Genomic DNA, 12880 nt, shown 5'->3' with positions numbered 1-12880 from the left:
CTGTTTCACGCCGTAGTAGCTCGTAAGGCTCCAACTACGGAGGTGAACGATGGCAGATTCGATAGAGGACGCAGTATCCCGCGCACTAAGCGATGCACCCGAGCGGAACTTCCGCGAGACGGTGGACCTCGCTATCAACCTGCGCGACATTGACCTAGCAGACCCCAACAACCGGGTGGACGAGAGCATCGTCCTACCATCGGGTACGGGCCAGGACACGCGTATCGTTGTCTTCGCGGAGGGCGAAACCGCCCTCCGAGCCGAGGACGTCGCAGACGAAGTACTCGACAGCGACGACCTCGAAGACCTCGGAGACGACGATAACGCGGCGAAAGATCTAGCCGACGAGACGGACTTCTTCATCGCGGAGGCCAACATGATGCAGAACATCGGTCGCTACCTCGGGACCGTGCTCGGTCCCCGGGGGAAGATGCCGACCCCGCTGCAACCCGACGACGACGTCGTCGAGACGGTCAACCGGATGAAGAACACCGTTCAGGTCCGCTCCGGCGAGCGACGCACGTTCCACACGCGCGTCGGCGCCGAGGACATGAACGCTGACGATATCGCCACCAACATCGACGTCATCCTGCGCCGACTGTTCACGGACCTCGAGAAGGGCCCCCAGAACATCGATACGGTGTACGTGAAGACGACGATGGGTCCGGCGGTGGAGGTGCCCGCATGAGCGCCGAGGCGGAACGCAAGACCGAGACGATCCCACAGTGGAAACGCGAGGAGATCGACTCGATCGTCGAGTTCCTCGAGACCTATGGATCGATCGGCATCGTCGACATCACGGGGATTCCGAGCCGCCAGTTGCAGGACATGCGCCGTGAACTTCACGGCACTGCGGCCCTGCGCGTCTCGAGGAACACCCTGATCGTGCGAGCGCTCGAGAACGTCGACGGGCTCGAAGACCTCGTCGAACACGTCGAGGGACAGATCGGGTTGATCGGCACGAACGACAACCCGTTCGGGCTCTACCAACAGCTCGAAGCCTCGAAGACCCCCGCCCCGATCAACGCCGGGGAGGTCACGCCGAACGACATCGTCATTCCGGAAGGCGACACTGGCGTCGATCCGGGGCCGTTCGTCGGCGAACTCCAGACGGTCGGAGCGAACGCTCGGATCGACGGCGGGTCGATCAAGGTCGTCGAGGACTCGACGGTGCTCTCGGCCGGCGAGGAGGTTTCGGCCGATCTCGCGAACGTCCTCAGCGAACTCGGTATCGAACCCAAAGAGGTCGGACTCGACCTCCGTGGCGTGTTCTCCGAAGGCGTGCTGTTCTCGCCGGAGGAGCTCGACATCGACGTCGACGAGTACGTCGCGGACCTCCAGTCCGCATCCAGCGCCGCACGCAACCTCTCTATCAATGCCGAGTATCCGACGACGCGAACCGCGCCGGCGATGCTCGCGAAGGCGGCCGGCGAGGCGAAGTCCGTCGGTCTGTCGGCGGCGATCGAAAGCCCCGACCTGGCCGACGATCTCGTCTCGAAGGCCGACGCGCAAGTTCGCGCGCTCGCGGCCGCGATCGACGACGAAGAGGCGTTGCCTGAGGAACTCCGCGGCGTCGAGGCCGCCGCTCCCGCGGCGGAGCCGGCCGACGACGATGACGACGCGGACGAAGACGGCGATGCCGACGCAGCAGACGAATCGACTGAAGAAGACGACGCCGAGGACGACGCCGACGACGGCGGCGATGCGCTCGGTAACATGTTCGGGTAACTACCAATGGAATACGTTTACGCAGCACTCATCCTGCACGAAACTGACGAAGAGATCAACGAAGACAACCTGACCGGCGTGCTCGAAGCCGCCGGCGTCGACGTCGAAGAATCCCGCGTCAAGGCGCTCGTCGCCGCGCTAGAGGACGTCGACATCGAGGAGGCCATCGAGACGGCCGCCGCGGTTCCGGCCGCGGGTGCCGGCGGTGCCGCCGCGGGCGGTGCCGACGACGGCGACGCAGAGGCCGAGGCCGAAGAGGAGGCTGAGGAAGCCGACGCTGAGGAAGAAGACGAAGAGGAAGACGACGACGGCGGCGAAGGTCTCGGCGAGCTGTTCGGCTAAACGCGGCACTCGACGTTTTATTTTATTTCGAGCGCGTAGCGGCGCGGCTTCGGTCCCGGCCGGAGAGCCGAGGACGCCTCCGAGTTTCATTTGTTGAGAACCCCCGACGGTACTGAAATCGTACGGCGGTGAATGGCTATATGTGCGATACGATAGCGTGTGAACGTACATATGGCACGCGTTCGTACTGTACGTATCGACGGTAGACGGTGCCCCCGTTGACTCTCCCGCATAACATGAGTGGATTGATTCGCCGGTATCTGGTCGTTTGCCTGCGGTTTCTCCCCTTTTCGCTCGCGTTTCTCAGGGATCGCCGACGATACGTACTGTTCGGCCCCAGACGGAACGTCTCCGACGGGGAACACCGACGGAGGGCCGAACGGATCCGCGACACGATGCTCGAACTCGGCCCGACGTTCATCAAGATCGGACAGGTGCTCTCGACGCGCCCCGACATCGTCCCGCCGATCTACGCCGAGGTGTTTCAAACGCTCCAAGACGAGATCCCCGAAGACGCGGGGGGAGATCCCAAGCAGATCGTCGCGAACGAGCTCGGCACCGAACTCGACCCGTCGACACTCGACCCGATCGCCGGTGGGTCGCTCGCGTACGTCTATACCGCCCGCTACCGAGAGGAGCGAATCGCGCTGAAGGTACGCCGTCCGGGCCTGAAACCCCTCATCGAGCGCGACCTCCGGGTCGTTCGTGGGCTGATTCCGCTGGTCGGTCTCTTTGCGGCCGAACGCCAGCAGTATTCGGTCCGGAACGCTGCCGACGACTTCGAGGAGATCATCTCGAACGAGCTGGACTTCGACCGGGAGCGACGGATCATGGACGAAATCGGAGCGAATCTCGCCGCCGACGACCGAGTCGTCATTCCGGACACCTACGAGCGGCTGTCCTCGGAGCGAGTGTTGGCGATGGAGTATCTGACCGGCCGAAAGGTCACCGACGAGGACGCGTTCGACGACCTCGACGTCACGCCACACGAGATAGCGACCCGAATCCTCGAAGTGTACTTACGGATGGGTCTCGTCGATGGTGTCTTCCATGCAGACCCCCATCCCGGCAACCTCGCGGTCACCGACGACGGTCGCCTCCTACTCTTCGACTTCGGTATGAGCGAATGCATCACGGCCACCGTCCAAGAGAACATCGCCGGGCTCTACCGGGCGCTCGTTCGCCGCGACGTCGATGGAATGACCGACGCGCTCATCGCCCTCGACGTTCTCGAACCGCACGTAAACCGTGCCAAAGTCAGCCGGGTACTCGAACTCGTCATCGAGAACCTCGAGGGACGAGCGGAGATCACCTGGCGGACTATCATCACCGAGCTGACGACGAGGCTCCGGGCGTTCCCGTTTCGCATCCCGCCGGACGTGATGTTACTCATCAGGGTCGGAACCGTCGGGGAGGGCGTCTGCCGGCAACTCGATCCGGAATTTGACTTCCTCGCGGTCGTTCGCTCGTTCCTCATCGAATACGGTTTTCTCGAGAGCGAGCTCGATGCGATCCTCGAAGCGACCTGGGCAGACGTGCAGCAATCGTTTCCCGCTCTCGTTCGGCTTCCGACGCGCGTCGACCGGACGCTCTCCCGCCTCGAACGCGGCGAGTTGACGCTTCGAGCCGACCCCACCGTCGAAACTGGAGTCGGCGATCGAAACCTGGGATATGCGGTCCTCGCCGGGTCGACTCTCGTCACGGCCGCTATTTTGGCGTTCCACGATCGCCCCTACGAGATCCCCGTCCTCCTCGCCGCCATCGCGTTTCTCATCGTCTACCTCGCCCGTCGCCGAACGTCGACGTGACGGGGCTCGCGTACCACGGTCGCGAGGGTCACTGGCGTACACCGCTCTCGCCCCCCGAGACGGCGCGTGTCCGGACCGCCCAGATCCGCCCAATTTCACCCGAAGCTTGACAACTGGATGTGGAGTACCCACGAGGTGGGATGGTCGAGATCGTCGGCTCACTCTTCATTCGTCTCCTCGTCGCCGTCGGCATCGGGGCGCTCATCGGACTGGAACGAGAACAGGCGGAGTCCGGCGGAACGTTTGCGGGCAGTCGCACGTTTCCGCTTCTCGCCCTAATCGGCGCCATCGTACAGGCGTTCTTTCCCGGACTGCTCGCCTCGGCGCTGCTCGTCACCGCGATCCCGCTGACGGTCGCGTACATCGCGAAGGTCCTGACGGAAGGCGATATCGGACTCACAACGGTGGTCGCTGCCGTGCTCACCGTTCTCCTCGGAGCGCTCACGGTCGCCTCGGAGCGCGGAACGCTCGTCGCCATCATCGTCGGTGGGATCGTTACGGTACTCCTGTCCGCGAAGCCGACGATTCATCGGCTGGTCGACCGGATCGACGAGCGCGAACGCCGCGCCTCGATGAAGTTCATCCTCGTCGTCGTGGTCGTTCTACCGCTCCTGCCGGATCGCGAACTGGAAGTCCTGTACGGGCTCAATCCGCGATTCATCTGGATCATGGTCGGATTCGTCACGGGACTGAGCTTCGTCGCCTACATCTTGAGTCGGGTCGTCGGCGCCAAACGTGGGATCGCTCTGACCGGCATTCTCGGTGGGTTCGTCTCCTCGACCGCGACGACCGTCTCGATGGCCGGACGGACGCGAGAGAGCCCCGATCTCTACGGGATCGGGACGTTCTCGATCGTCGTCGCGTCGATCGCTATGTTCCCTCGAGCGCTCGTCGAGGTCGCCGTCGTCAACCCCTCGCTGCTCCCTCGACTCCTCGTCCCGCTCGGGGCGATGACCGGTCTCGGAGTTCTCGTCTCGGCGGTCGCGTACTGGGACTCACAGACAGACTCGGGAACCGAGGCCAATCTCGAGAATCCGTTCCGACTCCGCCCGGCGCTGTTTTTCGGCGCCGTCTTCGCGATCGTCCTCTTGGTGTCCCAATCGGCTCACTCGTGGTTCGGCGTTTCGGGGGTCTACGCGACGGCATTCCTCTCGGGGCTGGCCGACGTGGACGCGATCACGCTCACGCTGAGCACGCTCGAGGCCGACGGCGAGATATCCGCCTCGGTCGCGACCACGGGTATCGTCATCGGCGCCATCGCGAACACGCTCACGAAGATCGGACTCGCGTGGCTGTTGGGAACCGCGGCGCTCGGCCGGCGAGTGACGGTCTCCCTCGGGGCCGTTTCGGCCCTCGGCGTCGCCGCCGTCGCCCTCTGATCAACCGTCACGACCGCGGACGTGGCCTCACGGCGCATGTCGGTCATTCAGCGGCTCGGGGGCTGAACGACGTCACCCAGCATTTTCATCTCGCCCCACGGTGCGTGGTAAGACGTTCTAAGTTGCTGAGAAGGACCCTTACGGTACTTGTGCTCACGTACCGAACTCTGACGTGGAGGCAACAGCAATGCCGATTCAAGATCTTGCCCGAGAAGACGTCATCCGATCGACCCCCGAGACACCGGTTTCGGAGCTCGCCCAGCAGATGCGAGACGAAAACGTGGGAAGTGTGGTCATCGAGAACGAGAACAGTCCGGCCGGGATCGTCACCGATCGCGATCTGACGACTCGCGTACTCGCCGAAGAGGTGAACCCTGACGACCAGACCGCCAACGACGTCATGTCGACGGACCTGTGTGCTGTCGGCCCAGACACGGGTTTTTACGAGGCTGCACAGATGATGAGCGAAAACGGCGTGCGTCGCCTGCCCGTTTGCGACGAGACTAACGAACTCGTGGGGATCATCACTGCCGACGACCTGACCGAACTCCTCTCGGACGAAACTCAGCAGCTGGCGTCGGTTATTCGAGCACAACGACCCGAATACTAGCGGTCGCACCCGCGCGTGGCGGGCCGCCGCCTCGATTTTCCCGTGGCGTATTGCGGATGCCCGTCGGGGTGTCAGCGGGACGCTTTGATCCCGACGAAGGAGCCCTCGCCGTACCCCGAGTCGATCGGCTCGGGTTCGTCGGTCTCGTCCGGCCGGTGGTAGATCGTCTGCACGAACTCGAACGCCGAGAACCCCGCCGTTTCGAGCGCCTCGACCAGTTCGTCGGTCGAGACGAACACGGCGTCCCGATAAAACGGGCTTTCCGACTGCTCTTCTTGGTACATCCGACCGACGGGGCTGTCCCTGTCGATGTATCCGATGACGAGCTCGCCACTCGGACGCAGGATCCGTCGCGCCTCGGCCAGCGTCTGGGGGATATCGTCGACGAAACAGATCGTCGTGACGATCAGCGCCGTGTCGAACGTCCCGTCGTCGAACGGGAGGCGTTCGGCGACCCCTCTGACGACTTCGATATCGCGTTTGCGAGCCAACGAAAGCATGCCAATCGCCGGGTCGAGTCCGACCTGCATTCCGAGCGGGGCGGCGAACCGGCCGCTCCCGACGCCGATCTCGATTCCGATCCCCGGCCGTGGGATCAGTCGCTCGAGCGCCTCGACCTCCGATCGGTAGGCCGCCTCGTGCGCGTCGAACCACCCCTCGTATCGTTCGGTGTATCGCTCGAACGGCTGTGATTTCGGCATGGTGGTCTTTGGATCGACAGGCCCTTACGAGTACTGGCGGCCGCGCAGTCGCGAACGTTCGCGGAGCCCCCGTCCGTGTGTCGCGTTTCACCCATCCACATCAGTTAGCACGGCTCGTCGTCGCCACGGTTTATATACCACGACGCGGCCACTTCCCTTCGATGGAGGTGACATTGGCCCCGGCGGCGACCGCAGTTGCGCTTTGTTTCGTCGCTGGCGGCGTCGCGCTCGGGGCGATCAGCGGACTCGTGCCTGGCCTGCACGCGAACAACATGGCGCTGCTGTTAGCTGGCGTCGCGCCGTCGATTCCGGGACCGCCGCTGTACGTCGGGATGGCGATGCTCGCGGCCGGCGTCGTCCACACGTTCCTCGAGATCGTCCCGACGCTCGCGCTCGGCGTGCCCGATCCGGCGATGGCGGTCGCGGCGCTGCCGGGACATCGGCTCGTGTTGGAGGGTCGCGGTCGGGAAGCGTTGCGGCTGTCGGCACTGGGTAGCGCCGCGGCGGTCGCCCTCGCAGCCCCGCTCGCGATCCCGATCACCCGCGCGATGGTTCGGCTCTGGCCGACGCTTCGAGCGAATCTGCCGCTCGTCCTCGGGTGCGTCGCCCTGACGCTGATCGCGACCGAACGCGGCGTCGCGTCCAAGGTCGTCGGTGCCGTCTCGTTCGCGTTGAGCGCGCTGTTGGGGATCGGAACGCTCGATATCTCCCCGGAGGCGCCGCTCGCGGCCGGCGGGATGCTCGCGCCGCTTTTCGCCGGGCTGTTCGGCGCGCCGGTGCTCATCGACGCGATCGGCGGCGACGGCGTCCCGCCGCAAGACGGGGCCGGAATCACCGCCTCGAAACGGAGCGTGTTCGGGCTGTCGGGGCTTGGCACAGTCGCCGGCGCGATCGTGGGGTACGTCCCAGCGGTGTCGAGCGCCGTTGCGGCGACGCTCGCGCTCCTCGCGGTTCCGGGGCGCTACGGCGCGAGGGGCTTTATCGTCGCGACATCGGGCGTCAATACGGCCAACACCATCTTCGCCCTCTTCGCGCTCGTCGCGCTCGGATCGCCGCGAACCGGCGTGCTCGTCGCCCTCGAATCTGCGTCGGTGCCGCTGTCGATTCCCCATCTGCTCGCCGCAGTCGTGATCGGAGCGAGCGCCGGGCTTCTGGGCGTCGTAACGCTCGGTGACCGGTATCTCGTCGCAGTCGGTCGATTGGATCCCACCAGCCTGTCCGTGGCGCTGCTTTGTGCGCTCGCCGGCATTTCGTTTCTGTTCGCGGGGGGTGTCGGCGTCGGTGCGTACGCCGCCGCGACTGTCGTCGGGCTCGTCCCGGCGCGGTTTCGCGCCCGACGAGCGAACCTCATGGGGGTGCTCATCGGGCCGATCATCGTCGGGTGACGTCTCTGCGACGATCAGAGCCGATACGTCGGGCCGTCGTCGGTGTCTTGGACCTCGACGCCGAGGGCTTCGAGATCGTCGCGGAGGTCGTCGGCACGGTCGTAGTTGCCCTGCTCGCGCTCGCGCGCTCTGAGTTCGAGCACCAATTCGACGAGTTCACCCGCGAGCGTCGCCTCTCCCTCCGCGCCCCCGTCGAAATCGAAGCCGAGGACGTCCCCGCCGAACGCCTCGAACGCCTCGATCGATCGCCGGAGCCCACGGTAGTCGTACTCGTCGGCCTCGTCGAGGTGGCGGTTCGCCGCGGCGGCGAGATCGAACAGCGCCGCCAGCGCCTTTCGCGTGTTGAAATCGTCGTTCATCGCGTCGGTGAACGCCGCTCGCGCCTCGTCGACGGCCTCGCAGAGTGGCGATTTGACCTTCGTTCGGGCGTCGGGGCCGTCGGCCGCGGCGACGATCCGGTCGTAGGCCGTCTCGAGTCTGTCCCACCGTTCGAGCGCCTCCTCGATCGCGGCCTCGCTGTAGGTCTGCGTCGAGTTGTACGAGGCTGAAACGAAGAACATCCGGAGCGGGTTGACGCCGAAGCGCTCGACGGCCTCGCCGACGGGGATGAAGTTCCCGAGGCTCGAGGACATCTTCTCGTCACCCATCTGGAAGAGATCGGCGTGCAGCCAGTACCGGGCGAACCGCTCGCCGGTCGCCGCCTCGCTCTGAGCGATCTCGTTTTCGTGGTGCGGGAAGACGAGATCGCGGCCGCCCATGTGGATGTCGATCGAACTGTCGAGGTGCGTCATCGACATCGCCGAACACTCGATGTGCCACCCCGGGCGACCTTCGCCCCACGGCGAGTCCCAGGTCTCGCCCTCGGGCGCGTCGCAGTCGTACTCGCGGTCGTCACGTCGGTGCTCGGCGACCGCGCTCTCGGAGACGCCGTCGGCCTTCCACAGGGCGAAATCGGACGGGTGGCGCTTCTCGGAGCGCTCTTCCTCGATGCCTTGGGCCTCGACGTCCTCGATCGACTGGTTCGAGAGCTTCCCGTAGTTGGGGAACTCCGTCACGTCGAAGTAGACGGAGCCGTTCGACTCGTAGGCGTACCCGCGGTCTTCGAGCGTCTCTATGAGCTCGATGATCTCGGGAATGTGCTCGGAGACGCGGGGGTACACCTCGGCGCGCTCGAGATTGAGCGATCGCATGTCCGCGAGCAACTGCCCGATGAACGTGCGAGCGACGGCCGATTCGTCGTTGCCGAACGTTTCGCCGTCGCGGCGCTCGCCGATGCGAGCGACGATCTTCTCGTTCACGTCGGTGATGTTCTCGACGTGTCGGACGCCGTAGCCGAGGTGTTCGAGCCAGCGGTGGATCACGTCGACGTGGACCCACGTCCGAGCGTGGCCGAGGTGGGCGTAATCCGACACCGTCAGGCCGCAGTAGTAGAGGAGAACGTCGTCGGGGTCGGCCGGTTCGAACGCCTCACGTTCGCCCGAGAGCGTGTTCGACAGACGGAGCGTCATTGTCGGAGCCTCGCTCGGCGTCGGTTTCAATGCGTCGCTTACGGGTTCGAAAGTGCGTCCTCGACGAGGCGGACGGCGTCCGGTCCCGCCCGCCGCTCGACGACGACTGCGACGTGGCCGTCGGTGCCGGCGGCCGCGATAGCGTTGATTTCGGCCGTTCGAAGGCGACCCAACACCACTTCGAGGTCTGGGAGTTCGACCTTACCGACCGCGACGATCGCCGTCAGATCGCCGCCGTCATCGACGAAGGTCCGATCGCCGATCGACAGCAACCCGCCGTTCGCTTCCTCACCGCTGTCCTCGTCGACGCTCTCGACCCCGGATTTCATCGAGACGCTGACGCGTCGCGTCGTTCGTTCGAGCGCGTCGAGTTCCTCCGCGTACCGACGGAGGGCAGCCGCGACGGCTTCGATATCGCCGACGCCGAGAAATCGCGCCGCGGCGGTGTAGTTGACGATGTTCGCTCTGAGTGCAGTGTGTAAGAACGGGTGTTCGCGGACGGCGGCCCGCGTCTCGGCGGCGACGGTCATATCGAGGCCTCGCTCGCGGCGTTGAAGGGAGTGTCGGTCGCACGTGGGACGGGCTGCAGTCGTCGGAATTTCCCGAAGGCCCTAAGGCCGTCCTCGCCCACTCATAACGCATGCAAGCGCTCGTTATCGTCGCCCACGGATCCCATCTGAACCCCGACGCGAGTACCCCGACGTACGATCACGCCGACACGATTCGGGAGACCGGCGTCTTCGACGAGGTACGGACGGGCTTTTGGAAGGAGGAGCCGTCCTTTCGCGAGGTGCTTCGAACGGTCGAGAGCGACGAGGTGTACGTCGTCCCGCTTTTCATCTCGGAGGGCTACTTCACCGAGGAGGTGATCCCCCGCGAACTCCGGCTCGACGGGTGGGACCTCGACGAGTGGGACTCCGACGGCACGAGCGCGACCCACGCCACCTTCGAGGCGACGGACGTCGGCAAGACGGTCCACTACTGCGGGCCAGTCGGCACCCACGACGCGATGAGCGACGTGATCGTCCGGCGCGCCGAGAGTGTGACCGGTGATCCGGACGTCGGCCCCGGCTTCGCGCTGGCGGTCGTCGGGCACGGCACCGAGCGCAACGAGAACTCCGCGAAAGCGGTCCACCTCCACGCCGACCGGATCGCGGATATGGATCGCTTCGAGGAAGTGAAGGCGCTGTTCATGGACGAGGATCCCGAGATCGACGATGTGACCGAGTTCTTCGAGACGACGGACGTCGTCGTCGTCCCGCTGTTCGTGGCCGACGGCTACCACACCCAGGAGGACATCCCCGAGGATATGGGGCTGACCGACGACTACCGGACCGGCTGGGAGACGCCAGCCGAGGTCGACGGCCACCGGATCTGGTACGCCGGCGCGGTCGGCACCGAGGCGCTGACCGCCGACGTCGTCATCGAGCGGGCGGCCGACGCCGGGGCGGACGTCGGAAGCGCGATCGAGGACGTCCGCCGTCGGACCGGCGAGGCGACGCCCGACACCGAAGCGGGGGCGGGTGACTGACGTGAACGACGAACAACTCGATGCCCTGGTGATGGCCGCCGAGTCGGGCGTCGCGTGCGACGGCTTGATCGTCGAGCGCGAGGCCGACGGCTATCGATTCGAGACGCCGGATGCGACACACACCGGGCTCTCTGAACCCGAACTTCGGACGATCGCGTCGGAGAACCCGTGGTTCGTCTCGAACTGGCACGTCTGGAACCGAACCGACCGGCCGGACACCGAGCGGGCGTTTCTCAGACATCTCGAGGGGGCGGACGAACGTTCCGTCCCGGCGCGTTACGAGACGTTCGCCGACGGCGCAGTCGTCGCGTCGTGGGGGCAACTCCGGATCGATATCGGCCTCGCGTCGGATGGGAACCGAACCTACACCGTCCGAAATGAGGCCGACGGCGACCGGCGACCGGAGTCGCTCGACGTGTTGACCGATCCGCTCGACGCACGAGAACTCATCAAAACCGACGATCGGGGGCGATACCGGCCGCTGAAAACCGCGCCAACGCTGCCCACTGGGTGGGCGTTCGTCGACCTCGATGGTCGCTCGCTCGCCGAGACCGTCGAGTACGTCTACCCCGCGACGATCGCCAACTGGTATCTCGAACGGCGGGGGGAGTTGGATGTGAGTAACTGGCGCGAGACGATGGAACGACAAAGCGGCATCTACGGCGTGATCAAGACCTGGGACCGCGGCGAGGGCCACGAACACGTCGAGTGGGTCGCCGAAGCCTGCTGTGCGGACAGTCAGTGTCTCAAGCGCCGCGAGTGGCAGTACGACGACGACACCGATCTCGCGGTCGACGGTGGCGACGGGCAGTTCCCCTGCCGCGAACCGTGTTCGCTCGTCGTCACCGCGGCGCGCAAGTGGACGCAGCTCGAGGCCGAACGGGAGCGGACCTACGAGTTCGATCTGACGCCGAGCGAGAAAGCGCAGATCGAGGCGATCATCGACGCGGTCGCCGACGGCGAGGCAGACGATATCCGCGAGGCGGACATCTACGAGGGTGCCAATCGCTACCGGACGAGGTTCCTCCGAGCGAAGCGATTCGACGAGGAGGGGCGGCTGTGCGGCGTTCCGACCGGCGAGGACTAACCGAGCAGGTAGTACGCGGCCGCCGCACAACAGGCGGCGGCGACGATCGACAATCCCCCGATGACGACGTCGATGCCGCCGCCGGTGAACACCGCGCCGACGGCGAGGACGAGCGCGACGCTGCCGAGCGCGACGACCGGGACGAGTTTGGCCAACGGCGGTAGCTCCGGCTCTGAGTCGCGGTTCGGTTTGCCGAGTTCTGGATCGACGCGGACCGTTCCGTTCGCGGCCGTCCGGTCGACCGTCACGTCCACGTAGTGCGTCTCCTGGCCGTGACCGACGACGACTTTGAGCTTGCCGCGGATCGTATCGCTGGGCCATCTAGACGGCTCTCTCGTCTCGACAGTTATACTGCGGCTCTCACCGGCTTCGACGTAGTGGTTCGTCGCCCCGATCCGGGCGATCTCCGAGAGTCGGTCGTCGAGGTTGAGATGGACGTGTGCCGCCTCGCCGTGGTTGTGTACCCTGACGGCGAACGGGCCGCTGGCTTCGAACTCCGTCGGGACGGCGAGCGTGTGTAGCCCGTCACGGTTGACCGCGACGGCGAGCGAATCCGTCACGTGGTCACACACTCCCGGTGAGTTTAAAAAGTGTACTGGTCGTTTCCTACGCCGTCGCCTCGTCGCGCATGTCCGGCGGGAGGAGATTCGGGATGCCGTCCTCGATCGGGTACTCCTCGCCGCACTCGGTGCAGATGAGCCGCCCCTCGAGGATCTCTTCGTCGTCCTCGCGGATGACTTCGAGTTCGAGTTCGGCCTTGTCCAGGGGGCAGCACAGAATGTCCAAAAGCGTCTCCTTCAT

General features: G+C 65.4%; 14 protein-coding genes. 9 read left to right on the top strand and 5 right to left on the bottom strand.

Going from position 1 to position 12880, the window contains the following annotated elements:
• The first annotated feature begins 49 nt into the window (after positions 1 to 49).
• The 6 genes from DM868_RS03570 (at position 50) to DM868_RS03545 (ending at position 5867) form a co-directional block, all read left to right on the top strand.
• On the top strand, positions 50 to 688 hold the full coding sequence (locus tag DM868_RS03570) for a 50S ribosomal protein L1 (protein WP_137275470.1): 639 nt from the start codon (positions 50 to 52) through the stop codon (positions 686 to 688).
• Entirely contained in the window at positions 685 to 1728 is a 1044-nt protein-coding gene (locus DM868_RS03565) for a 50S ribosomal protein L10 (protein WP_137275469.1), read from the top strand. The genes DM868_RS03570 and DM868_RS03565 overlap by 4 nt, the downstream gene beginning before the upstream one ends.
• A 6-nt stretch (positions 1729 to 1734) precedes the next feature.
• A complete protein-coding gene (gene rpl12p / locus DM868_RS03560; RefSeq protein WP_137275468.1) occupies positions 1735 to 2070 on the top strand; it encodes a 50S ribosomal protein P1 in 336 nt (111 codons plus the stop codon).
• Between the two features lie 236 nt (positions 2071 to 2306).
• Positions 2307 to 3878, top strand: a complete 1572-nt coding sequence (locus DM868_RS03555; RefSeq protein WP_137275467.1) for an ABC1 kinase family protein — start codon at positions 2307 to 2309, stop codon at positions 3876 to 3878.
• 140 nt (positions 3879 to 4018) lie between these two features.
• Positions 4019 to 5257: an MgtC/SapB family protein gene (locus DM868_RS03550; RefSeq protein ID WP_137275466.1), complete on the top strand. Its 1239-nt coding sequence runs from the start codon at positions 4019 to 4021 to the stop codon at positions 5255 to 5257.
• Between the two features lie 187 nt (positions 5258 to 5444).
• Positions 5445 to 5867 (top strand): CBS domain-containing protein, encoded by a 423-nt coding sequence (locus tag DM868_RS03545; RefSeq protein WP_137275465.1) that lies wholly within the window; start codon positions 5445 to 5447, stop codon positions 5865 to 5867.
• Positions 5868 to 5938: 71 nt separating this feature from the next.
• Here the strand turns inward: DM868_RS03545 and DM868_RS03540 are convergent, their stop codons facing one another.
• Entirely contained in the window at positions 5939 to 6568 is a 630-nt protein-coding gene (locus DM868_RS03540; RefSeq protein ID WP_137275464.1) for a class I SAM-dependent methyltransferase, read from the bottom strand.
• A gap of 161 nt (positions 6569 to 6729) precedes the next feature.
• On the opposite strand from DM868_RS03540, the gene DM868_RS03535 reads away from it, so the two are divergent.
• Positions 6730 to 7953 (top strand): tripartite tricarboxylate transporter permease, encoded by a 1224-nt coding sequence (locus tag DM868_RS03535; protein ID WP_137275463.1) that lies wholly within the window; start codon positions 6730 to 6732, stop codon positions 7951 to 7953.
• 14 nt (positions 7954 to 7967) lie between these two features.
• On the opposite strand, the gene cysS is transcribed toward DM868_RS03535, so the two are convergent.
• Entirely contained in the window at positions 7968 to 9461 is a 1494-nt protein-coding gene (gene cysS / locus DM868_RS03530; RefSeq protein ID WP_137275462.1) for a cysteine--tRNA ligase, read from the bottom strand.
• Positions 9462 to 9499: 38 nt separating this feature from the next.
• Positions 9500 to 9991: a DUF7523 family protein gene (locus DM868_RS03525; RefSeq protein WP_137275461.1), complete on the bottom strand. Its 492-nt coding sequence runs from the start codon at positions 9989 to 9991 to the stop codon at positions 9500 to 9502.
• 110 nt (positions 9992 to 10101) lie between these two features.
• Here DM868_RS03525 and DM868_RS03520 point away from each other — a divergent pair, with 110 nt between their 5' ends.
• On the top strand, positions 10102 to 10992 hold the full coding sequence (locus DM868_RS03520) for a CbiX/SirB N-terminal domain-containing protein (protein WP_137275460.1): 891 nt from the start codon (positions 10102 to 10104) through the stop codon (positions 10990 to 10992).
• 1 nt (position 10993) lies between these two features.
• Positions 10994 to 12079, top strand: coding sequence for a DR2241 family protein (locus DM868_RS03515; RefSeq protein ID WP_222845455.1), 1086 nt, complete (start codon positions 10994 to 10996; stop codon positions 12077 to 12079).
• Here the strand turns inward: DM868_RS03515 and DM868_RS03510 are convergent.
• Together DM868_RS03510 and DM868_RS03505 are read right to left on the bottom strand one after the other, a co-directional pair.
• The gene (locus tag DM868_RS03510; protein ID WP_137275458.1) at positions 12076 to 12639 is read right to left on the bottom strand and encodes a DUF7524 family protein; all 564 of its coding nucleotides are present in this window, start codon (positions 12637 to 12639) and stop codon (positions 12076 to 12078) included. The two genes, DM868_RS03515 and DM868_RS03510, sit on opposite strands and share 4 nt — an antisense overlap.
• Positions 12640 to 12685: 46 nt before the next feature.
• On the bottom strand, positions 12686 to 12880 hold the full coding sequence (locus DM868_RS03505) for a methytransferase partner Trm112 (protein WP_137275457.1): 195 nt from the start codon (positions 12878 to 12880) through the stop codon (positions 12686 to 12688).

The sequence above is a fragment of the Natronomonas salsuginis genome, from assembly GCF_005239135.1.
GTDB lineage: Archaea > Halobacteriota > Halobacteria > Halobacteriales > Haloarculaceae > Natronomonas > Natronomonas salsuginis.
This window is presented reverse-complemented; position numbering and strand designations above follow the sequence as displayed.

Bases quoted from the DNA above. Each gene is read 5' to 3' on its own strand.
- DM868_RS03505 (WP_137275457.1), bottom strand. From the start codon at position 12,880: ATGAAGGAGACGCTTTTGGACATTCTGTGCTGCCCCCTGGACAAGGCC.
- DM868_RS03545 (WP_137275465.1), top strand. From the start codon at position 5,445: ATGCCGATTCAAGATCTTGCCCGAGAAGACGTCATCCGATCGACCCCC.
- DM868_RS03520 (WP_137275460.1), top strand. From the start codon at position 10,102: ATGCAAGCGCTCGTTATCGTCGCCCACGGATCCCATCTGAACCCCGAC.
- DM868_RS03540 (WP_137275464.1), bottom strand. From the start codon at position 6,568: ATGCCGAAATCACAGCCGTTCGAGCGATACACCGAACGATACGAGGGG.
- DM868_RS03525 (WP_137275461.1), bottom strand. From the start codon at position 9,991: ATGACCGTCGCCGCCGAGACGCGGGCCGCCGTCCGCGAACACCCGTTC.
- rpl12p (WP_137275468.1), top strand. From the start codon at position 1,735: ATGGAATACGTTTACGCAGCACTCATCCTGCACGAAACTGACGAAGAG.
- DM868_RS03565 (WP_137275469.1), top strand. From the start codon at position 685: ATGAGCGCCGAGGCGGAACGCAAGACCGAGACGATCCCACAGTGGAAA.
- DM868_RS03570 (WP_137275470.1), top strand. From the start codon at position 50: ATGGCAGATTCGATAGAGGACGCAGTATCCCGCGCACTAAGCGATGCA.
- DM868_RS03550 (WP_137275466.1), top strand. From the start codon at position 4,019: ATGGTCGAGATCGTCGGCTCACTCTTCATTCGTCTCCTCGTCGCCGTC.
- DM868_RS03535 (WP_137275463.1), top strand. From the start codon at position 6,730: ATGGAGGTGACATTGGCCCCGGCGGCGACCGCAGTTGCGCTTTGTTTC.
- DM868_RS03555 (WP_137275467.1), top strand. From the start codon at position 2,307: ATGAGTGGATTGATTCGCCGGTATCTGGTCGTTTGCCTGCGGTTTCTC.
- cysS (WP_137275462.1), bottom strand. From the start codon at position 9,461: ATGACGCTCCGTCTGTCGAACACGCTCTCGGGCGAACGTGAGGCGTTC.